Raw genomic sequence first — 24,176 nt, forward strand, 5'->3', positions numbered from 1 at the left:
CGAGGCTAGAACTGCCATCTGAGGACGTAATGCGTTCGGAGAAGTCAGCACTGCCGTTGTTGTTTGCATCGTAGTACAGCGAGAGCCGCACACGACCAGTTAACCCACTGATAGTGGCACCAAAGGTTTGGGTGTTATTCAGGGAAAAACTATAGGTATCTACTGGGTCATTTGTACCAACAAATTGCCGATAAGCTTTGGGGCCAGTTCCGAGATTAACTGAAAAAGCAGTGTCAAATGTCGAACCTGGATCCCTAGAAGGTGCAACTGGAGTTAACTCAGCGTCAACCCGCAATCTGTAGCTGGTGTTGCCTCTACGTTGGAGGACTTGGATATAGTACGTGCCAGCCAGCAAATTGCGTCTGATGCTTTCTGCTTCTGTACCAGGAAGCTCAGATGTTGCGATAACTTGTCGCGCACCATTGAGCAACTTCACATCTGCATTGGCCCGCAAACCCGTTAATGCTAGAGAGAAACTGCTGCGAGCAGATACTCTGAACCTGTAAAAATCAACACGATCTCGAGAACTAACCGAATCGTTAAAAGATCTACTACTCGTCAATAGACCAATATTTCTGGCCGTGTTAGGAGTATTATCGTTTGCCCTCGTTGCAGAGATCTTGCTTACCATAGAGGCCTTTCCTAGTTAAGTATTGAATCGAACAGTCAATCAGCAGCATTCCTGACCAGAACACTTGGTTTTTCTTCAGTGAAAAGCCTCAAAATCTGGGCATTGCGATCTATGATTATAGGCTAAACTCAGTGTTTTCATGCAGCCTGATCATATCATTGCTACATGCTTCTAGGCTAAGCTGCGGTATGCAACTTGTAGTCATCAGTATTGCTAAATCAGGTAGTGATGAAACTCCGTAGGAAGCTGTCCTGTTTTAGTGAACTATTGACGAAATACGCTAATCGCTGCTGTATGGCCGGAGAATGTAAGCCCACCTAGTCCAGCAGCGCTTCTGACACGTAAAACATTGCATAGTAAGCAAGAAAAACGCCAGAATCAATCCTTTCTACATGAGCCGTTGAGTTGCTTCTAGACGGTGCTGCGCCTTTTGTAGCAGGAGTCTATTGCTCAGGACTCATGTTGGCAACTGCATAGGTGATCCACTGCTCTCAGTATATGCAGATACCGGGCAACTGAAGCGAGAGGTGGGTGACCTGCCTGCCGATAATTCCAATTGCATTAGACAGCAAACACCGCGTGTCCGTCCTTTCTTCATGGGGTAGCGGCATATCCTCGGTGAGGGGAGGCTATGGCGTAACATGGTCACTCAACCAGATTTGATGTGAGGACATCAAGAAACCCTGGCGATGTTTGGCTGTTTGAAGAACCGGATTTTATATAACACCCTAGAACATCTTATGTGTAGATAACGCGTTAGCCATCATCATTACCCAGTGGTGCTTGATATCAGGAACCCATAGAGGGCAGATGGGTAGAACCGGTTTGGGTGATTTTCTGAACAGCATATTGGGTGGATGCAGCACCGGGAATAGCAGGACGGGTAGCATCTATCCACTGAAACACAGCGCGGCGACGGACAATTTCGGTACGCAGGTCATCCGCTCGGATGAGTTCAATGCGGCTGGGTATGGCCCCCCAGGCAAAGCGCACGCACTCCACTTGGCTGGGATGACGCTGGCGCAGGAGGGCATAGGCCGCTTCTGGTGCGGGTATGACGGGCTGGGCGACAATCTCCACAGTCAGGACGACGGGTTTTGGAGCTAATAGGGCGATCGCTCCCTTATCTTGAACGATGAGCTGAAATTCTAGCGTATTGCCTGGCAGCAGGGTAGCAGGGCGATCGCTCTCTTCTTGATACACTAACTCAGCTAGGGAAAATTGTATTAACTCCTTAGCGGCTAGGTCAGTCAGAGACATGGTTTTTAGCTGAAGCGGCGTAGGCACGCCATTGCGAATCCAGTTAATAGATAGTGTGGCCTTGCCGTCCCCGTCATCATCCCAGTCATAGCGGATGGCTAGGGAACTGTCAGGATTATATTCGGTGCGATCGCAGGATAGCTGAACGGAGTGACTCATTGACTCAGATTGTCCGGCTGCAGAAATGAGTAGTTCCTGGGTGGCATGACCTGCAGAGGATGCTAGTTGGCGGTTATATTCGGGATCTTCGAACTGGATAAAATAGGGTTCTAGGGGCAGAGGAATGCGATCGGGATCGGTGATGCGCAGCGGGAAGCTTAGCACTTGATGGAAGCCAGTCATTCCGCTAGCATCGGTGCCACGGGTATCCGGGGGCGTTACGCGTGCTTCTAGCACCAAGCGATCGCCCGATTTTCGATCGCGGAGGAGGTCTTGGAGGCTGGGGGTTTGATCATCTGTGGGGGATTCAGGCGCATAGGTGCCGGAGGATATATCTAGGGCTGTGTATCTCAGGGTGCGATCGCCAATGTTCAGTTGGATATTAATTGTCCAGTTTGTGATGCCGGCCGCGACGTCACCCAGATTGTGGATGCTAAAGCGCACCATGCCATCCCATTCCACGCCAATCTGTCCCTGCCAAGGAGACTCTAGAATCATCTCCAGTCCTTGGGCTGGCTGGATTAATAACTTATCTTTGTTGATAGATGCAGCAAAGAAGACGTTGTCAGAAGGGGTTGTCCGAATCGTTGCGCCCTGATTAATTTGGAAGTAATGGGCCCAGGTTTGCAATGCGGTGTCGGGATGGCGGTTGTCGGGTAGCGGCACGGGGCGGGGAATCCGATGCTGGACGGGAATGCTCCCTGAACGCAGAACGCTATCTGTCTGAGGTTCTTGACGAATAATATGGTGGCGCAGGGTTAAAAATAGTCCAGCGCGATCGCCTGTCAAGATATAGCGCAGGGATCCGGGCAGTACCGGCTGCCATGGTTGATCCTTTGCATCTTTATTTTCTATTGGCGGTACGATCTCTATTGGCGGTACGATCGCTTGGGAGGCATTTGGCAATAGGCTCTGGATGGCTTGGGCACGGAAATAGGGCGGCAGTCCGGCGGCGGGGCGATCGCTACCTACGGCAGAACGGAACTGGGTTTGGTAGTGGGGTGCTTGCCACCAGCGGGTTGCTTGGGGTTGCAGGTTGCCCACCATGCCTGCCTGGTCTTGGGTATAGTGGACGCTCAACCGTAGGGCACTCAGTCCCCAGGGCCAGGTGCCAGGTTCACTGGAGTCAGGACGTTCAGTAAGATAAATGGGCTGTACGCCTACAACTTGGGGTGGCGCTAGGTCAACGGGTTTCACCTCCTCGACAGGCATGGCGACACCGCCAAATTGACCTTGACGAAATCGCAGATACTTTACGGCGGAGCGAAGCTGAAACACACGCCGGGTCAACTGCTCAGGTAAGCTTAGGTCAGTTACGACTTGGAAGCGGTAGGTGGCCGTGAGAGGGGCGATCGCTGCCTCCAAATTTTCCTGGTCGGGACGGTTGATCACCCGATAGCGCAGGATGGCGATCGCTGAGTTAGGAGATAGGCGCAGGTGGGTTTGCTGAGCCCAGGTTAAGATGCGCGTCGGTAATGTTTCTGCCTCATTGGGTAAGACGTCCCAAAGGTGGTTGGCGACGGGGCGAAGCTGCTGGGCATCAAGGCTGAGGCATAACAGTTCGGTGGACATCAGGTGGGGATGATACTCCCCACGGGCAGGACGAAACTCTAACCCAAGATAAGGACTCACCGCTAGGCTGACCGGCAGGGGATTGGCTTGTCCTTGCAGATTGAGCAGGGCTGGGAGTTGGGTGGCTGCAGCGTAGCGATGGCTGGCATCGGTTTGACTCCATAGCTTGCTGCTGCGAAGCTGTAAACCCGTGATGTGCCAAGCGGTGGGCTGTTGTGAGGATTCACGCAGACGCTCAACCCCAACCTGGTACCGATGCTGCACGTTTTGTCTGGAAAGGGCGCGATTGTATAGAGCCAGGCGACGATAGCTACCTAACCAAGCTCGCCCTCCATTCAGTTCATCCCCTAGGGCCAGGCGAAACTCCGAATCACCAGGTGCCCGCTGGGGAAAGAGTTCACCCGGCAGGTTAACGCTGGCCTGTTCCACGCCATTGATATACAGTCGAGCTTGTCCTTGGCGATCGCGGGTGTAAACAATCTGAGAAAGACCAGCGATCGCTGTTTTATCCGGGCTAGTGAGACCCGGAACAGCATTATTATCTGTTCCTGTCGTGCGCAGGCGCACATTATAGGCTGCGCCGGGCAGTCCAGTGGTCAAGCCTTGTCCAAGGCTAAAATAGCGAACACCTTGATTGACCGATAAGGTAACGATTCGCTTCGGCCCTTGTCCTGCCTGCACAAGCTGATCAGGTGCTAGGATAATCCAGACTTCAATGGTTATTTCGTCTGTTTCCCGGCAGGCATCGATCAGCCGTTGGGGAACAGTAGCGGAGCGAATTAGGGTATGGGCCTGGAGTTGGAGACCACCGCCCTGTAGCCAGGTGACGCGATCGCTGTCTTGAATGGTCAAATCTAGGGCAGGGCTGAGTCCGGACTTATCCTGCACGATGCTGGAATTGCTGCTGGGGATAAAATCGTATAGAACCTGTAAGCCAGACGTATCCAGTTGGGGAATCACCAGCAGACTAGGAGGTACGTTAGGGGGTGGTTCGGGGCTAACCTGGGGCGGATAGGTCTGACGCAGAACATTCACGGCCTGCTGCAGGGCCGTAGCGCGGCTGAGGCGAGCTGCAGCTTCGGGGCGGGTGGCCATAACACTTTGCAGATCGTCTACGATCGGTTCCCGCTGGGGATGCTGCAGGCGAAACCAGCTTTCTTCTAGGGAGAGGGGATCGAGGCGCGGCCAGGTGCGGCCCACGGCGGTATCGAGGCTGGCGATCGCCACGTCGATGGGTTCCTGATCGCCTCGGCTAGCCAGAAGACGGGCTAGGGGGTGGCTAGGATCCTGGGACAGCAGCACAATGGGGTCAATGTGCAGCGTGGACTGCGCCACTGGGGCAAAATCCCGCTGCTGGGCCTGGAGGCGACCCAGGAAGGGCAGGGTGAGCAGTAGCCAGAGGGGATCGTGGGGATCGGAACCGCTATAGTCTTGGGGATTGCTAGGGATGGCAAGCTGTGCGCCGTTGGGGAGAAACTGTAGGACAGTGCCGTTGCCGGTGCGCAGGGGCGTTTGGCGAATCCAGTGGGGACTGCTCAGATCCACCAGCAGCGTATGGGGAGCCAGGCGATCAAGGGCAGCTTGGTCGCCAGCCAGATGATCGCGCAGGTCGCTGCCCAGGGTGCCGCCTAAGGCCTGGCCCAGGGAACGTATGCCTGTCCCGGCATCCAGGGTATGGCGATCGCTTTGGGCTAGGAGCGCATCTCGCAGTTGAGCCGGAGTTCCCATTTGTACCATTTGGGTGACCGTCCAGCGGCGATCGCCTTCCAAACGATGGCTGCTTAAATCGGCAGACTGGGGCAAGACATTGATAATCTGATGCTCCACCACGGCTAGGAATTGCCAGGGACGATCTTCGACCAGTTCAAACAACAGTTCATCTTGACCAGGGCGCAGCATATCGGTAGGTAAACTATGCTGATTGAATAAGATCTGGGCTGTGTGGCGCAGGTGATCAAGGGGCTGGGGAATCCCGTCTTGAATCGTTGCAGGTAAGGTCAGTACGGTTTGCGGATCATCGCCAGCGGATAAATCCATAGCCAGAGGCCAAGACAGCAGATTTCTGATTTCTAACAATCCATTCAGCAACAGCGATTCTACCCACGTTCCTTCCCACGTTTCCGGATCCGGATCCGGTTCCCATCGGGCCGTGTAGCCTACGGTGATATCCCCGGCTGAGGACGCGTAGAGGAGCGATCGCGATCCCTGGGTTACCCCGGTCTGCTGCAAAAAGTCGCCCCACTGGCAGAACAGCACCAGCTCCATGAAGGCCGTCTCTAGCCGCAGGGTTGACACCTGCATCCGAGAGTCTGAGGAAGGTGTCTGGGGTTGAGCGGTAAAGGTGAGGGCCGTATAGCCGGGGGCTTGGTCAGAACTTTGCAGATGCATCCCCGGCAGGAGCTGCACCAAATTGGCCTCGGCAGAGTCGGGCACCCGATAGCCCTGCCACTGAAACTGCAGGGTGCCTGGTCGAACCACGACGATTTGGCTTTCCGCCGATCCTTCAAGGTCGCCAAAGAAAAAGTCTGAGGCTGCCCAGAATTGGGTATCGTGCAACAAATCAAACTGCACCTTGGCCAGAAATGCGGTCTGGGGCACCGTGACCTGCTGCCGACCAACCTGTACCTCAACTTGCACCACTACCTGATGCTCGTAGTTGTCCAAATTCAACTCTACCCGCACCCATTCCGGCGCTAGGTGAGTCACTTCGGCGGGCATGGGAAAGGTGAAGGTGAGGGGAGCGGTGGGCAACTGAACGACGCCGAGAGGAACCGACCAAAGCTGCTCAAAGAGCACAAACTGCAGCCACACCTGACCTGCTTCGCCCGTATCCGCATCGCCTAGTTGAATCACCGGTGCCCCATCCCGCTCACCCAGCCGAATCGATGACCAAGTCAGCATCGGAGCATTGCTCAATTCTCCATTGGTTAGGGCTAGCGGCCAGTGGGCCATCGCTAGGGGGCTGTCTACCGTTCCATCAGATACCGGTGATTCTAGGGGTTCGTCTGCCGCTCCATCAGATACCGGTGCTTCCGGGGGGGTGTCTGCCGCTCCATCACGTATCGGTGCTTCCAAGGACAGATCAGATAAGAACAGACCATCCTCAGAGCGAGTAAACGACAGACGCACAGCATTACTGACATCCTCTATCTCCCCTGTGGGAACGCTCAAGGGCAGTTGCAATCGACCGATGATCTCCACGCCTGTAACCTTATCCTGGTCTACCTGCACTACCTCTAGGGTGAGAGGATAAAAATGCAGACCCATGAGATCTAGATAAGCAAGAGATGTTGAGTTACCCAAACGCCATTCGTAGCCATTCAGGGCATTGTAGAGCTGCGATCGCGCCTCGGGATCATTAATATCCGACTGTAGTTCCTGGGCAATGGGCGATCGCGTCCTATCCCGATCAAAGCGCTGGCTATCGGCCAACAAGGGCACATCGCGAAACCAAAACTGCCAGGTATGGGATCCAACGGTCAGCGATAGGGGATCGAGGCTGGAGGTGAGGGCATAGGTCACTGTTTGGCCGGCCTGCTGCAGGGTGAGGGGCGATCGCAGTAAGCGATCGCGTTGTACCGTAGCCCAGCGCGTCCAGCCCCGCTGATCCCGGAACCCGCCCTGTTCTGCATGGGCCGCTAGGCTACCGGCTGTAATCTGGTAGAGATTGGCATTCTCGTCAAGATCCTCGCCTATCTCTTCATCGGTCACGCCCCGTAACTCCCCATCTTGGAGTTGGAAGCTCCCAGAGATGCCTTCAAGCGCTGCCTCGCCGGTTAACGCTAGGTTCAGACCATTGTGAAGCTCAATCCGACCGGGATAGGTTGCCACATCAAGGCTGAGATCGACGGGCCAATCAAAAGGCTCGACTAAGCCATGCACCGAGACATTATCCTGATCCGCTGTGAAGGCGATCGTGCCATCCCCTTGGGCTAGACTCGCTAGGGTGCTGAGGGTTTGCCAATGGTCGGCGAAGCTGTCTCGGGTCAGGGGCTTGGGTAAGGCCGGTGGTTCGCTATCGGGGAGGGGCGAGGTGGCCTCTGGATCCTCAGGGATGACCGGTAGTTGGGCTAGGGCCTGGATTTGATCGGTGTAGGGCAAATCATGGTGATAGGTGGGTACCAAGGTGCTGGGATCCTGGGGTTGCAGCACCAAACCCGGTAGGGACAGCGACACCCAGGGCAGGTCTGATAGCGATCGCCATTCCTGAGCAAGGGACACCGCGCCTTGCACCTGGGGCCAGGCCGCAGCTCCTTGGGCATGGGTAACGCCAAAGGTCCATTGCTGGGGACGATGGGCGACTACGGGGAGTTCGTAGGGAATCAGTTGGCGGCTGGCGCTGGGATAGTTGGGCGGCGATTGACTCTGGGTGAGGGGTAGGGCCTGCACCATGGGCAGGGTGGCATGGCGTCGCCACAGCAGGGGTAGGGTGGCCTGGAAGGTGGTTTCGGGCAGCACCTGCAGATCGATGAACCGCTGGAACAGACTGGTTCGCGTCGTCGATCCGTTCTCCTGAAGCCAAGAGCGATCGCGCTCATCAACTTCGTAGGTAAACTGCCACTCCTGAAGCTGGGCGGAGGTGGGCAGGTCTGGCGTCCGGCGGCAGGCCAGGGTGAGCTGCTCGATGGATAACACCAGGGCCGATGGGAAGCGATCGCTGGCCGGATTCACGGTCTTCAAGGCATGGGAACGCACCCCATCCACCCAATCATCCCAGTCTGGCAGGGCATCCTGCACCCGTGGTTGGCCGGTGCTTAGCCAAAATAGGCCGTTGAGGGTGAGTTGGGGTTGATGGAGGGTGAGGGTCACCTGCTCTAGCGTCCAGTCCTGGTCACCCGATCGCGTCAGCCGCCAGCGACCGCTCACCGATTGGCTATGGGTCAGGGTCAGGTTCCAGGGCTGTTCATGGCGATGGTTGGCCCGCAGCAGCGGTTGATGGTTGCCCAAGGAGACGGCACCTTGCAGCAGGGCGGATGGGGGAGTGTCCTGGTTCTCCTGAGGTCGGACGACTCGACTGTCGAGATAAATCTGCTCGGTGAGGTTGAGAATGGGCAGTTGGGCCCAGCCATCTTCCAAGGGCATGAAGCCCCAGAGAATGGGTGGATCAATAGTTTGGCTGCCTTCTCCCTGCCATGTGGGCCGCGGTTGTCCCAGACGCGATCGCAAAAACCGAGGCACATCCACCGGATCGAAGGCGGTGGTCAATTTGGCTAGGCGGATAGTTTCCTGCCAGACTTGAGGCTCGGTCTCCCACATAGCGCTGTAGGTCAGGGTAGACTCATCCGCATCTGGGCGATCGGGCTCTGCCGCTGCCTCAATGCTCAGTTCTAAGGTGTCCGTATCCGTAAGCCGCACCGCCACAGTCTGGGGTACCACCTGGGCCAGGGAGGTGGGGGGATGGGTTTGGCTGCTGGGGGGCTGATCGCTCAGCAGCAGAATCATTTCATCGGCCGGCAGGTGTAGCCTCGGCGGATCTCCCCAGGCCGCCACGTCCCAAATAAGGCTGGGTACGGCTTGGGGATTGGTGATTTCTAGGGTGACCCAGTTGGGGACGGCGGGCGGGGTCTCTAGGGGAGGATTGAGGGGGTTGAGGGGATTCAGCGCTTGACTAAGGCTGCTCCAAGCGGTTTGCAGGGCCTGGCGCTCTGGCTGGGTGAGGCGATCGCTCTCTAGGCTGAGACGAAAACGCTGCCGGTCGGGCCGTTGCTGGGCTACCTGTAGGGGGAGGGCGATCGCCGTCGGTTGCCACGGTAGCTGAATAGCACCATAGATAGACAGACCGCTGCTGTGAACCGAGAGGTTACTGAGCAACCGCGTTTGGGTTTCACCGGCAGCCAGGCGATCGCGCCGCTGTTGATGATCCGCCGCCGTGGGCAGTGCCAACCCCAGGGCCTCATAGAGGGCGATGGTTTGCGGATTGGGCGTCTCGTCCGCACCGCGATCCAGGGCAATGCTGCCATTGAGACAGGTGAGGGGCGGAAAGAAATCATCATTGGCACCCCGAGGAAACTGCGCCGGCCAAGCATCGGCATCGGCCTGCACCAGCAGCAGCGATAGATCTCCCTGACCGATGTGGTGCCGCAGCAGATCGGGCGATAGGCTGGCGGGTAGGGTGACCTGCTGCGACCAGGTATAGGAGATGCCGTCCCGAGGTTGGAGGGTCACCTGCCGGGCCCAGCCCAAGAGAATCAGGGTGCCGGGTAGCAGCATCTGGTCTTGCCCCAAGCGCGATCGCGGCATCAGGTCTAGAAACAACGAGCGCACGGCCCAGTTGCTTTGAGGATCGGCAAGCTCCAACACCTGCAGGTCTGCCGACCAAAAAGGGCCGTTGACCTGCACGGAATTCATGGCAGTGGCGGGGATAGAGGGCATGGCTAGGAGGGGTGAGGGTCTAGGTGGACTGAGAAATCTGCGCAATCAGCAGTTGGAGCAATGGCTAGTGTTAGAGCGATCGGGGCTTGAGGGGATACATCTCGCTAGGACGAGCGCTCCCTCGACGGGCGCGGATCAGCAATTCGTTGCCCCGGAGACCGGTGTCCATGGATTGGTCGTAGAGGCGTTGGATAGAGGCTTGGTCGGGCGGAGTGGTGACGTGCCGTTGTATCTGCCGACCTTCGTCTAGCGTCATCAGCCCGTGGTAGCGCAGTTGGGCCCGTCCTAGCAGCAGTTTATCCCGCAGACCTGCAGGTAGCTCGTCCTGCTGGGGGCGTTGGGGCAAACGGGTCTCCAAGGCGATCGTAGAGACCTTAGTGCTGAGCTGGGCATGGAGTTGGGCGATCGCCTCTCGAAAGGCCGGATCGCCGGGGAGATTCTGCAAGGCCTGGAGCTGGTCGAGATGATGCACCCGTCCTAACCAGATGAGGCTATTGTGCTGAATCACCAGTTGATGGGCCAGCTGGGCCAGCAGCGTTGCAACTTGGGTCTCACTTAGGTTATTAGGAGGATTATTGGGCATGAATCGACGGACTAAATCATCGGCGCGCAGGATATCTGGACGCTGATCCAGACGAGGACGAGGCTGGAGCTCAGGCGCTGCGATCGCCACCACCGGAAACTGTGCATCTGGGGTAGACAGCAATCGGTCTAGGGCGGTTTGCAGGGGAGGGTTATGGTCGCTCTCGGCTTGCAGTTGGCTGAGGGCAGCTCGCTGATCATCACTGGGTAGACCTCCCGTCCAGACCAGTTCACCGGGGTGTATGTGCAGAACGTTGCGTAGGGATGCGGGCAGGCGATCGCTGGGGAGAGATACAACAATCCGCTGACGATCGCGCTCTGAGATCAGAGCCTGCACCGCTGTCATCATGGCGGAGATCTGGGCCCAGTCTTGCAGGGTGGTGACGGCTGCGTCGGTGAGGGGCCCCGTCCAGATCAGGTCGGTCTGGACGCGCTGGTTATTGACGGCAATGCTCACCTGGGCTGCGATCGTTTGGGGAACTTGGTCTAACCCTTGGGGAGCGATCGCCGTTGCATAGTCCGGTTCTGGCTCCATGGGGACAGAGAGGTCTAGACGGGCATCGGCTGTCGCCGCGATCGCATTCACCAACCGTCCTAGGGCCTGCTGGAAAGCCGCATCGCCCTCCAGTTCTCGCAAACGTTCTTGCTGGGCAGCGGTGGGTCGAGCCCCTACCCAGGTTAGGGTACCTTGATCTGAGTCGATGCGTAGCTCCGGCAAGCCGTCGAACTGCTGGGGGCGAATCAACTGACGCAGCGCTGCCTTAAAGTCTGGATCACCGGGTAAGTTTAAGAGAGCGATCGCCTCGGTTTCCGTCAAGCGATCGGTACGGACTAACACCAGGTTTTCGACCTCAGGGAAATCTATGGGGCCGGCTAGGCGATTGACGCCCTCAGGCTTGGCAGATATAGGCACCTGACTGAATCCAGCTTGATACAGTTCATCCAGAGACTGTCGATCGTCCCAGTCGCGGAATAGGCTCGTTAATCCAGCCTGGTTGCCCATGCGCTCCACCAAGCGATCGCGCTCCACCGCCGTGAGCAGCTCTCGAACCCGGAAGCGCTGCTTGCCTAGGTCTTCGGTGAACACTGCTGCACTGATATCGTCCATCAGTTGTGTGAAGGCCGCTAGGAATGGATCGGCTTGCCGCAAAAGCCGCCGCAGACGGATGACTAAATTCTCTGGCGATGGATTCACCAAGCCTTGCCAGGTGATCCGATTGGATCCAATCGTCAATGCAGATAAGTTATTTTCCCCGAGGCTCATCAGTTGAGCCTTACCGACCCTGGGCCAAACAAACTCATCATCAGCGATCGCCTCTCGGAACAGGAGAGACTGGGTTTCACGATCCTCCGTCACCCCCTCCATCGCATCTTGGATCTGAGCGATCAACTCATTGACAGCATCTAGGAGATCTGGTAACTCGGTTCGCAGACGTTGTGCTTGATCTGACCTAATCGGCCCTGTCCAGGTTAATCGATAGCGCACGAAGTCTTGTCCTGTTTGAGCGACGGCAATGGTCAACGGCAGGTCACTAGGCGCAGCAGGTTCTGGATCCAAGGCTGATGACACATCCGTCGAGGTCACAAACGAACGGCTGTGGATCTGATTAATACGATCAATCAAGCGGGTTATGGCAGTTTGGAACGGTGCATCACCTTGTAACTCACTCAAGGCCGTTTCCTCCTGCGGTGATATATTGTTACTCCACTGCAGCACCCAGCCAGGACGATCAGCCGGTGGATAGGTCACCCTTATGACCAGCGAACCGGGTAAGTTACTATCCGGATGTGGACGGACTGGCACGGAGTACGATGCTGAGGCCGTGAACTGTTCAACCTTCTGGATGATCGAGCGAAGGTGCTGATGGAAACCATTCAGGCGTTCATAGTAGGCCAAAAGCTGCTGCCGCTGCACTGTAGACAAGGCACCGCGCCAAATTACCTGCAGGCGTTGATTCTCGGGCGATCGCCCTGGTAGATCAGATCGGAGGAATAGCTGCCCTTGGAGTTCAACGGGCAAGTCTAATCCAGATGCTAACTCTGGACGATAGGGTAAATCTGGATAATGGACTTTAGCGAGTAGGCTAGTAGGTAAGCCAGCCAGACTATGGGCATCAACCGGATGGGTTGAAAACCAGGTATCTATAATTTGAGCCAGCGTTAAGTCCTGATTGCGATCGCGTAAATCTGCAGCACTTAGGTTATCCCTAATCATAGCCAGCAGCAGGTTATGGAAATCCTCCTGGGTTAACGTACCCACCACGGTTAGATGATGGTCTGCGTAGGTGATCTTATGCACCGTGGGCGATCGCAGTTCGGTGAAGCTATCCCTGAGTAAGTCTGTTTCGCTCACCTGCTGCAGCGTGGTTTCTAGCAGATAGTCACCATGGGGACGGCTAAGGCTGGGAGGCTGCAGGTGCTGTACGTTAGCTAGGAACCGCCGACCAAGCTGGCGGTGGATATAGTGAGGGGCATCCCCGTCATCAAAGACATAGTCTGCCTGCACCTCAATATTGCCGCTAAACCGTTCAATGATCTGGTAAACCACGTCAAAATCTGGTAAGGAGGCAGGTTTCCGCACTAATTCGGATAGATTTTCCTCTCCGGGCGTGGTCTTGGATAAGGGTGCTTCACTGGCCCAGCGCTCTTGAGCCTCAGAGGGCATACAGTCCCAAAACCGTCGTAGGGGAATGGTGATCTGTCGCGATCGCACTTGAATAGCTTCATCGCTGCCCTCGGGCTGCCAGGCAACGGTAATGGCTTTGACCAACGCCTCCGGGATGGGAGATTGGTATTCAAAATCCTGCTGGATGGTGTTGTTAATCTCCGATACCTGGGTGGAGGTTTGAGCGATCGCCATCAGCCGATGCTCGTAGAAATAAGGTAGCGCTTCCCACTGCAGCGCCATCGCTCCCTGCTGGAAATTGCCGATGCGTTGAGGTAGATCAAGACTGCGGGCAGCTTCCGCATCCAACGGTGATGTTAGATCTAGATGATCCGGTTGACTAGGATAGGCTCCAGGCAGCTCGGGATACACCGCCTCAACGTTCTGCACAATTAATTTAGGATGGTTAAGACTAGCGTTAACTAGCTTATTTGGCCAGTCATCATAGGCAAATCGACGCATCAGCGTGACCGCCACCCCCCGGAAATCAAGTTGGCGGGCTAGGGTTTGATTGCGTTCACTCAATAACTGCTCGGGATGCTGGGCTAGGAGTACTTCCCAGATAGAACCGGGCTGGGCCGGAGCGCCGGGGGTGCTGGGCGCATCCAAGCGTGCGGAGCTGAGAATTAGGGGCGCATCTACCGGCTGGGTGCGATCCAACACGACGTCTAAACCGCCTATCTGCGGATCCGGTACAAGTTCTGCCATCACGGCCTCAACGTCTGGCCGCACATCAGGGAACAGCACCGGCGACTGCAGCAACCCCTGCCACAGCAGTTCATAGCGGCTATAGGGACGAATATAGTAACGGTAGCTATGGGCCCAGCGGCTTTCAATTAGATGATCGTAGCGTAGCCGACCGCTGCTATCGGGGCTAGCGTAGGCGGGGGTACCGGTTTGGGGATAGGCGGTGGCCAGCCAAGGGCCCGTAGCAATGCTGTTCAAAGCTTCGGCATCCGTGGTCACTGCGCCGCTGGCATCAAAGAAGCGCTGCATCCAGACGAGAACATCAGGTAAGATGGCGGCGATCGCTTGGGAATCGTCCACGGGCACAAGAATCCGATCCGGGCCCGGCTGCGCATCGGGATTGAGGAATTCCAGATAATCCCGCAGCCGTCTCCATTCCTTACCTTCTGGGGAATTGCCATCAACAAACTCTGCCGCTAGTTCTTCTACAGCCACCGTGAAGTAGGTAGAGCGTTCATCCGTAGGCAGGAAAGGGGTTAAGGGGCCTAATGTCGGACGGGGCTGAGGTTTAGGTTCATCAAGCTGATTGATGGCAAACTGAGTTTCATCAAACTGAATATCGGGTAAGATTTCACTGCGGATCAGCAGCGTGGTTTCACCTGTGAGAGGTAAAACTAGAGACAATAGTACGGAAGCATCGGAAGCATTAGGATTATCGGGATCATCATCAGGAGGTTTTAGCTCAATCTGACCACGATCGCCATCGGCTTGATCGATCACGCTACAGGGTGCTGTCAGGGTGAGTCGCAGAGGTACGGTCGTGCCAGCTTGACCGCGCAGGGTGAGCCAACCATAGCGCTGAACTTGCTGGATCCTGGGTCGTAAACTCAGTTGAGCGATCGCCAGTAGTCCATCCAGTTCTAGGGTCGCTGTGTCCTCAGGCTGAATACTGCGGGACGGCTGCACCAGCAGTTCTAGATAAAGATGGGGGAAATAGGATTCCCAGGCTGGATTTGCCTGCAGGGGTTCCAGCACCGATCGCAGGGCCGCGACCAGATTGTCTCCGGCTAACAGATTGTTGGTGGAGAGCGATCGCAGGGATAGCCCCACGGTTAGGCCCAAGCGCTGCAAAATACCCCAGCCGTAGGGATCCGCTTTGGGGGCCGTGGACTCTAGGAACCCTGGTAGATCCACCGGCTGCATGGGTGGACTGGTTTGTACATCCAGGGTATGGCTCGTTTGCAACTGTTTGAGAATTTCTGTGAGCAGTGGGTGCAGCGCCTCGGCTTGGGTGCGTTCAGGATTCGTCAATCCTTCCCACTCGGGCCAGAGCAGCCGCGACTCTCGCCAGGAATACCAAGGGCCCTGCTCGATCTCCGATCGCTGTTGGGCTCTGGCTTCTGCCGTGCGGCGGCGCAGCACCATGCTGGGATACCAGGCCTCCCAAGCGCTGGGGTTGAGGGTATCTTCCGGGGTGAGCAGTAAGTCATCAGCGGGCAGCATCTGCACATCCTGCACGGGTTTCAGTGCCTGGGCAAACTGCTCGGCATCGTCGCCCCGCAACACCACGTCGGTATTGGCATCGACATCCAGTTGCAGCAGGTCGTAGCCTGCATTCAAGTCCAAGGGGTAGTCGCGCTGGCTACTCGGCCCCTGGTTCCAGCGGAAGCGCACCAGGCGCAGATGGGCGGGATGTTGGGTAAAGCCAATGGCTGCAGATAGATCTATGGACGGCGTCAACGGTAGGGTGGGCGGCATGGGTATATGGGCGGTGCCGGTGGTTGCCCGCATATCCTCCGGCGGCAAGACCGGCAAGCGCAGGGGTTTAGGAATCCATTCCAGTTCCGATGGCTGGCGTTCTTCAGCCCCATCAGAGGTTTCCACCCGCAGCAACAGCTCCACCGGAGCCAGCGCCGACGGCACGCCATTGGCCGACTCCGTTTGCAGATAAACCCGCCAAGACAGGGGCTCCCACTGGGGTGCATCCCCAGTCGGGAAGATGCCCTTTGCCTGCAGGTCTGCGAGCGATATTGTTGCCTGGCGACGGTTTTGTGGCCCCCGAGGCGTAAGATTAAGACGAATATCTGTGGGCAGCGGTCGGGCATTGCTGGTGGGCAAGGTTTTGGTGCGTGGCCCCTGAATGGAGTTGTCTAGCCCATAGCTGCCGATGGGCAAGAGGGTTTCCCGTCGGAAAATCAGCCGATAGATAGCAATGGGCACCAAGGGCGCATCCCGCAGGGGCGATGGATCTTGCCAGGTGATCACAATCCCGAGGGCGTCTGAATCATCGGCATCCGAATCACGGGATGCGTCTGGCAATACCGGCCGCAGGAGGTTGGGCGCAACGGGGCTTTGGGGGGCGATCGCATCTAGCAAAGGCTGATCGGACTGCCCCGGCGTTGTGACCACCACGGTTTGCTCGGCACGTTCCAGGGTATAGCGCACCTGCAGTTGAGCATTCACCGGCACTTGGGGCGGCTCGTTGGGATAGCGGGTGGCCACTAGGGTGAGGGGCCGGCCACGATGACCGGCCATGTCCACCGGCGTGATTGTATAGATATAACTGCGACCGGTGATGGGTAAGTTAGCCTGATCCTCCAAGGTCTCGGCATTGAAGTGATCCACCACCTGGAAACGCGGCTGTAGGTGATTGAGGATGCCGCTGCTGCCGTCATAGTGCAGTACCTCCGCTCCCTTCACGGTGTAGACGGCCTCGCGATCGCTGCCATCCAGGGAACGGCGCTGCACATGGTAATGCACCAAATGCTGCTCTGGCTCGGCTTGGCAATCGGTACAGGCCTGATCCGGGCGATCGGGCCAAACGAGATCCCAAGCCAAGGCAATGGTATTGGCATCGGTGAACTGCTCCACCCGCTGGAACTGGGGCGGATTGCTTTCAAAGTTGGTGCTGGCCACGTTAAAGGTGCGCACCTGCCGCGCCTGATCGCGATCCGGCTCACCCTGGTTTGGCCCAAGGCGCTGGTAAATCTTCGGCCAGCCATTCTCCGTTGGATCAGCCGCATGGGTAACCGGGGCCGCATCCGTCAACCACTGGGGCGGCTCACCCTGGTAGCGAAACACCAGCCCCATCTGGAAGCCAATCATGGCGCTGGTATCCGTGGCGGTGCCAGCCGCATAGTCTCGTAGATCACTGACCATATCTTGCACCACCAAACCCCGCAGTTGATGGGCCTGTTGGTTGAGGTCAGCGATCGCGTCGGTCTCGCCACTATCGTTGTAGACCGTGGTGTTGGGCTGGAAGGCCGCTTCTAAGGCCTGGTCATAGTCTGAATTGGGATCGCGCTTGAAGAACGGCGACGCGCGGAACTGCTCTAGGGCACCCCGCACCGCTGACTCATAGGAATCTTCGGTGGGATGATGCACGCGCTCATCGGTGACGCGTTGATCATGGGCGCGATCGCTCAAGGGATCGGGATCGCCCAACGGCACGGCTTTGTCTAGATCATCATCATTGACAATGAAGGCAAAGGCTAGATAATCCCGCAGGGTTTGGATACCCTGCACCGTTGCTCCCGCATCATCTAAACTGGGTTCCTCCGTGGCTGGATCAAAGCGGGTTCCTGAAATCACCACCGCATTCCAGTTGACTCGCCAATCAAAGGACTCTCCCGCCGAGCGCGATCGCCACTCCATGGCATCGGGAACATACTGTTCTAATCTGGGCATGGGTACATCTGGCAACTCCATGGCGAAGTCAGCCTCGACGCTGCCCAAGGGCGGCGCTGGCAAGAAACCCCGCTCTTCCAAATCCTGGCTACCAACGGGTGGCTCTGCCCGAGGAATCAGGACAAAGTAACCGTACTGGGGAGGATCTGATTCTGTAGACATATCTGTAGAACCAGCAGATCCATCCGATCCATCCGACACCCCAGCCCCGTCTGGAGCCTCAATCCAGAACACATCGTAGTTGGGAAGTGAAAAGCTACGGGACGCGCGAAACGCTTGCAGGGCTTCGGATGCTGCAGAGGCGATCGCCTCTGCCTCTGCCTCTGGATCCGCCTCTGCACCTAGCTCGTTGGCTTCTGGTTGGGACACGAATGCCTGGGGCTGAGTATCCAGATCTGTGGGTAGAGATGAGGCTCCGCCGCCTGCCAATAGCGTATCAGAACGGCTATCTGGACTTGCCGATGAACGGGTTTCACGACTCACCTCCGTCTGGGCTGTCGGGGGTGACGCGACCACCCGAGCTGGTTCCGCTGCTTCCACACCTGGTACCGCTTCCACATCCGTTGCTTCCAAGCCGACCGACAAGAACGGTTCTGTACGGCTACGGGCAGCTAAGATATTGTGCTCCCGGAAACCAATGCGCACGCTGAGCTGAATGCCCCGTCCCATCAACCGCACCGATAGGGTGCCGTGGGCCCGGAAACCAGCACCGTCCGGGTTCACCCCCGCTAACCCCAGTTCCGCCGCAGCGGTAAATTCTAGCGAGAAGCTAAGCCGGAAGCGCTTGGTCACAAAGATAAACTTGATCCAGAACTCAATGGCAACCCGAATGCGTACTTCTAGACCAATAGCGGCATAGAAGGCTGACCCGGCTGCAGGATCGTTAAAGTCAATTAGACCAATATATCGAGCCCCAAAGGCAGCATGAACATCTGCAGATACTCGGGCCCCAAAGATCCGTAGGTTTTTCTCCGCTTCAAACCTAAAGCCGCCCCGCGCGTAAAAACTGACGCCTATGACTAAGTTATCTGCCGTGGTGCGGAAGATAGCCCCACCGCGAATATCCACCTCCAGCGGCCCCACCTTCGTAGACCAGCGCAGCATATTGGGCCAGCCCAGCTCAGCATGGAATAGCCCCGGCTCAATCAGCAGCGTGGCAGAAAACTGGCCGTTGTTCACAATCCGTTCCACCATGGGCGGAATGGGAATCAGATGTCCGAGACTGCCGTCGGGATTGGAGGAAATTTGGGCAATAAACCGCTTTTGCCGCACCGACAGCAGCACAAAGCCGCTCAGCAGCGGTCGCTCCCGCAGCCCGTCTACATCGTTGACAAACCCCCAGTAGTTGGTATTAAACCAACAGCGCACCGCCATAAAGAAGGTCAAATCACTGCGGAAGGCAATGATCGCGTCCATCACATAGAGACAGGGCAGTACCCGCTCCGCTGCCTCAATCCATTTGAGGGAATTGGGTGATGCTGAAGTTTGGGAGATCAGCGCTCGCAGCACAATCGTCCAGCGCAGCGCCTCGCCTTCTTCTTCTAAGTCTACGGCCCAGCGATCGCGTCGGGTTAAATCGCCCTGGGTACGGGAAAGCTTCCGCAGTTCTTGCAGGAGTTCGCGCAGACTGCCCGACTGATCGGCGGCGCGAATGCTGGCAATGGTGTAGCGATAGCCAAAGCCTAGCCCCACCTCCCGAATGTAGAGCTCTACGTAGGGAATGCGGAAGGTGACCTGCTCAATTTGCAGGAAGATAAACCAAGCTCGTACCCAGGGAGCATTCTCATTGCGCCGCACTCGCAGAAAGGCAAAGCTGGCCGCAATCACCGGCAAACCCTTAATTTCCAGCCGTCCCTCGCCAGCAAAGCCAGTGGCATCTGCTTCATCAATAAATTCCACCACGCCGTAGAGCTTAAATGCTTTACCCGCCGTGATTTCCACCGTGAGCTCACGTAGGTATAGGCGAGGGATAAACGTACCTGGGCGCGGCAGACCAATATATAGATCATGAACATCAATGCGGGCGCTGATTGCATCCCCCTTACCCTGAGCAAACTTCACCTGCCCAGCAATGCGCATGGCCGGCGCGCCATCAAACTTATCGAACTGGGGTACAAATCCAAAGCCGCGAATCTCCATCTCGAAGCAGCCCAAGAGGCTAAACGATACGGGCTTCGGCAGGTCAATCAGGAAATTCACGTGGCGGGCAACGACGCTAGCATCACCTGTCAAGGGACAGTCCACCAGTTCAATCTTAACGGCGCTGAGTAGAGCTAGCGGCCCATCAGTGCTGTCGCCCGGTGCTAGCCGATATTGAGCACTGCCGCTGATCGTAAAGTAAAGATGAAACTTATCGTCGTTGACAAATTTTAGACCAATGGAATCAACCGAGAACTGAAAGCGCGTACCCTGGCAGTTCAGCAGCTTATCGCCTCCAATGCGAGCGCCGCCCTCTACTAAGGTGAGATTGCCATTACGCTGGGCAAATTGCAGCGAAATATCCACCATTGCTTCACCGACCAAGGCGGGCGGCAGGGGGCCAGAGCCAGCTAAGGTAAAGTCCTGAACGCGATTATCGACAATGGATAAGCGGCTGCCGTGGAACCGGAAACGGGTATCCACCCCATTCAAGCGAGCAGGGCGATCGGTGACCTCAGCGGTGATGCTCAAGCCCTTAGCCGAAATCGCTAGGTCGCTAAGGGCAAAGGTTATGGGATCATCGCTAGCGCGGGTGTAGTCCACCTCAATCACAGCGCCGTCGCCCTGGATGATTTTGTAGTCGTAGTTTTCCGTGACCAGCGTGAGGTGATGGAAACGGTCATCATCGGGCAGTTTTCCGCCCTGAAACCTCCAGGTCAGTCCGAGAAACTGTTTTTCTGGCAAAAATTCCTCATCCGACAGCAGCCGAATACCGCCGCTGTGCTCTACCCGAAAGGCAAAGGTTGACCAGTTGAGCTTTAAGTTAATGCTCGTGTTGAACTCTAGATCCCCAATCAAAACCCCAAGCTCCAAGGGCATTGACAGCTCATGGGTGGCAAAATCGGCATGGGCACGGAAGGGGCGGCCATTATTGTTGATGCGAATCCGCTGTTTTGGAACCTGATGATTCCCACTACTATCCTGACGAATATCTTCTGGGCGATTGAGAAACGGTAGGGTGAACGGATTGAGAGTCACAGTCAGCCCTGGTGCCAGCGCCGCTTCTGGCGTTACATCCTCTAGATCGTCGGGCGTTATGGGTTCGGCAGGGGGATTATTGGCTCCCCAAACGTCGCGTTGGAGAGCTACAAAATCTTCAAACCTTTCAACCGTTTTCTCTGCAAGGGACTCACTGCTCTCAAAGTTCAGCGGGTTGATGGGATCTTTAATCTGCTGAAAAAACTTGGGTAGGCCGCCTTGATCCAGTCGGACGTCCAGCAGCACCAGGCTGACCGGTTGCCCAGGAATAGCATCTAGCTGTAAGAACGGCGCATCTGAATCCTCTGCTTCCCGATTCTCGTCGCTTGGCGGTTGGAGTTCGCGATCGCCCTCCCGTTCCCAGGAAAAGTTGCTGTAGGCCGTGATTTTTGCTTTCTCAGGTAACCTGAGAATCATAGCCAGATGATTGAGTTGCTCTGACTTCTCTGACGACTGCAGCAGCAAGGTAAACATCACCTGATCCGGTGTGACCAGCTTCATCCCCGGCAAACTAAAGGTTTTCGAGACCCCCGAGGCATCCCAATCCAGACGGATCTCCGGAATTGGACGGCCAAACAACACCCGTAGGGTTGCGGTGCTTTCAATCTGAGCGCTTTGGTCAAAAACATTCGGCACTAGTCCCCGCAGCCAATAGTTGATGCGGGTTTCCTTCCAACGGATGGCGAAATAGTCCTCCGTTAACCGCAGCCCCAAGAGTTCTAGCGGCAAGGCTTCACTGGTCGCCGACTCTAAGCGATTAAACACAGAGTCTGCCAAGGACAACATTTGGTTGAGACTGACCGACAGCTTCAGATGACCGCTGAGACTAAAGCCAGGAATCAACGATGTACTCAGCCGTAGATCATGGATCTCCAACGTAATGCTTGACTGGTCGGTATTGCGTTCCAGAATGATGCGCAGCCGCAAACTTGTCCAGGCGATCGCCACCCCGATGCCACTGAGCTGGAACGTGCGCGCCGGACATTCCAGCACCTTGTTCAATACCTCATCTGCTGGGCGAAATGTATAGCGATCGCCCCCTGAATTGCTGAGAAATTTATTGGAAAACGTCAGCGGTTGCGATAGGGACAATGATAGAGCAGCCAAGCGTATCCCCGTTATCTGTACGTCGCCACCTGAGGCATTACCCACTAAACTGAGCGACAGATCTTCATAAACGGGGATAGTAACCATAGACCTTGATTCCTCAATACATTACAAACAGCAAGAGTTAAACTTGATACAGCGTTCGTTGATATCTCAGTAGTCTAGAGATGGGAAGCGATCGCCTTTTTATGTAGCTAAGCTAGGCTATGCCCATAGTGCTTCTATTTCCTGTCAAGACTCAAACAGGTTATCTATGCTACTTAGATTGATCTGCGTATGGCTTACGCCACACAACCCTGAGATCCCATGCCCAGACAAGAGCACCATTTCCTCTGCGGAGGATGTAGGGAACAAAATAAGCTGAGATCAGAGCGGCTAAGACGTAGCTTTAACCAGCAGTATAGGTTTACAGGCAGGACAAAAGTTCCTGTTTAAAAACAAGACATCAAAAGATAAATAATTGCAGATTAACGATGCCTAAGCGCTAGAGTTACGCTTTGCGGGTTATCCAATGACCTTGAGATGAACAAGAAACCTAGGGAAACCAGCCCATGGATGGGCAAACTAAGCCTGATAGATGAAGACTATGGCTACTTGCCAGGAAGACAGAACTCTATAATCTTCCATCACAGAGGAAAACGGAAGGATTTCGACCTCATGATCAGCGTCATCCATCAACCTTAATTTGGTTCAAACTTGCGCAGAGTCACTCCATGCAAGCCTTCGTCATAGCTATAATTGATGTCCATATAAAGTTGACACGGGTAAATGATAGGCAGCTTTCTTTTTTTTTGCAAGAAGAATTTAGATTGTGTCGTGATTTTCTTTACATTGGGAGTTCTTTCGTTGTCTTTCTTCTTGATAGGGGATCTACAGGATTTGAATGAAGGGAGCTAGAGGTGGGATTATGTCTATCCAGTCCCTTCAAGATACTTTTAAGACTAGCTGTCTCAATGTGACAGAGTTGCTTGTGGCGTGAGAGGAGTCAAGATGGGGTTTATGATGGTGGCGGTTGCAGGCTGTTGGGAAATCTAGATCTGCCAGATTTGAATTATCATCTCCATCAGCGATCGCTCTTAGCCTTTGTTGTAGGGCGTTGCTGAATGGGCCTATGCAACCGTAAGGGAGCAAGATGCCCACCCTCACAACTCATTCACCATCAAGGTCGTTTAATCGTCTCACTCATGGCTCCTTGGTGTGAATCCGATCGCGATTCAGCCATGTCTGTTGTAGATTTCACTTAGGATTGAGCAGATCAGGCAAGACCAGCAAGCCAAAAGATGGGGCAACCTGTCTTAGCTTGTGCGATCGCCCTGCCACTTCATGTAGCACCGTGGTTAGCCTTGAATGAGGTTTATGCACGTACATTTATACTTATATGTGCAGACCTGTATGTGCAGACCTAGATCTAATGAAAACGTACCTTTGAAGCGTATTGATGAAAATCTATGGTGAACGAAACAAGTGATTTTCTGGGGGCTGATTATAACTGGTATAACGTTGTTGTCACCCTAGACGAGGTTCATCCTTTGCACGGTGGTATCCAGCTCACCGTGAAGGGTAGCGGCCAAGTATCGGTTACTTTAGTCAAGCATAGGGGGCAGCAGACGAAGTATCGCTTTTTTATCAACCAGGATGAATGTCAACGTCTTAAACAACTCTTACTAGAGCATAATTTTCTAACGATTCAGCCAGAAGAACGTTTAGGGATTCCCGATGAAGCTAGACCCACCATCACCATCAAGAATGCTCAACACCAAAGCCATCGGGTTGCTAAATGGGCTGGAGTCCAAAACGATCGCTTTGATCCTATTTATGACATCCTAGGTGCGATCGCTGCACAAACCCAAGACCATCAACCCTTATCGCAACCGGAAGCTCGCTGGCTGACGGTTGTGAAATTCCTCAGCATAGGCCTATTAGCCATTAGCATTATTTTTCTTGCTCGCGCTATCACGCATCAGATCGTACTCAGCATTGACCCTCAATCCCCTGCCGACTTCTTACTTCCCGTTGCCTCTATGACAGCTATCGTTCCCTTATTGCTTGGGATATGTGTTGGTTTGGAATGGCTGGTAGTTCGTCAAAAGAGCTTTTTCTCTCGACCCAATTCTCTGATCTTAGTTATCTTAGGTATGTTGTATGCAATTAATTTAACTATGGTGATTCCATTCGTTTTGGGGCGTTGCTGAATTAAGAGATGAACCTTGGAGGAACTGGGACATCACCGAACTTCAGGTAGTGCAGTAACAATCGTACAGAGTGAGCCAGCATATC

General features: G+C 55.4%; 4 protein-coding genes. 1 reads left to right on the forward strand and 3 read right to left on the reverse strand.

All coding sequences use genetic code 11. The annotated features are described in order from the left end of the window. The 3 genes from JUJ53_RS19780 to JUJ53_RS19790 form a co-directional block, all read right to left on the reverse strand. On the reverse strand, nucleotides 1-631 hold a 631-nt coding region (locus JUJ53_RS19780), incomplete at its 3' end, for a PPC domain-containing protein (protein ID WP_204153754.1). Between the two features lie 789 nt (nucleotides 632-1,420). Then, nucleotides 1,421-9,994: a LamG domain-containing protein gene (locus tag JUJ53_RS19785; protein WP_204153755.1), complete on the reverse strand. Its 8,574-nt coding sequence runs from the start codon at nucleotides 9,992-9,994 to the stop codon at nucleotides 1,421-1,423. A 70-nt stretch (nucleotides 9,995-10,064) separates the two neighbouring features. Next, nucleotides 10,065-21,986: a hypothetical protein gene (locus JUJ53_RS19790; protein WP_204153756.1), complete on the reverse strand. Its 11,922-nt coding sequence runs from the start codon at nucleotides 21,984-21,986 to the stop codon at nucleotides 10,065-10,067. A gap of 1,361 nt (nucleotides 21,987-23,347) precedes the next feature. Between JUJ53_RS19790 and JUJ53_RS19795 the strand changes: the two genes are divergently transcribed. Next, nucleotides 23,348-24,091, forward strand: a complete 744-nt coding sequence (locus JUJ53_RS19795; RefSeq protein WP_204153757.1) for a hypothetical protein — start codon at nucleotides 23,348-23,350, stop codon at nucleotides 24,089-24,091. Nucleotides 24,092-24,176: the final 85 nt, after the last annotated feature.

This window comes from Leptolyngbya sp. CCY15150 (genome assembly GCF_016888135.1).
In the GTDB taxonomy this organism is placed as follows: Bacteria; Cyanobacteriota; Cyanobacteriia; order RECH01; family RECH01; genus RECH01.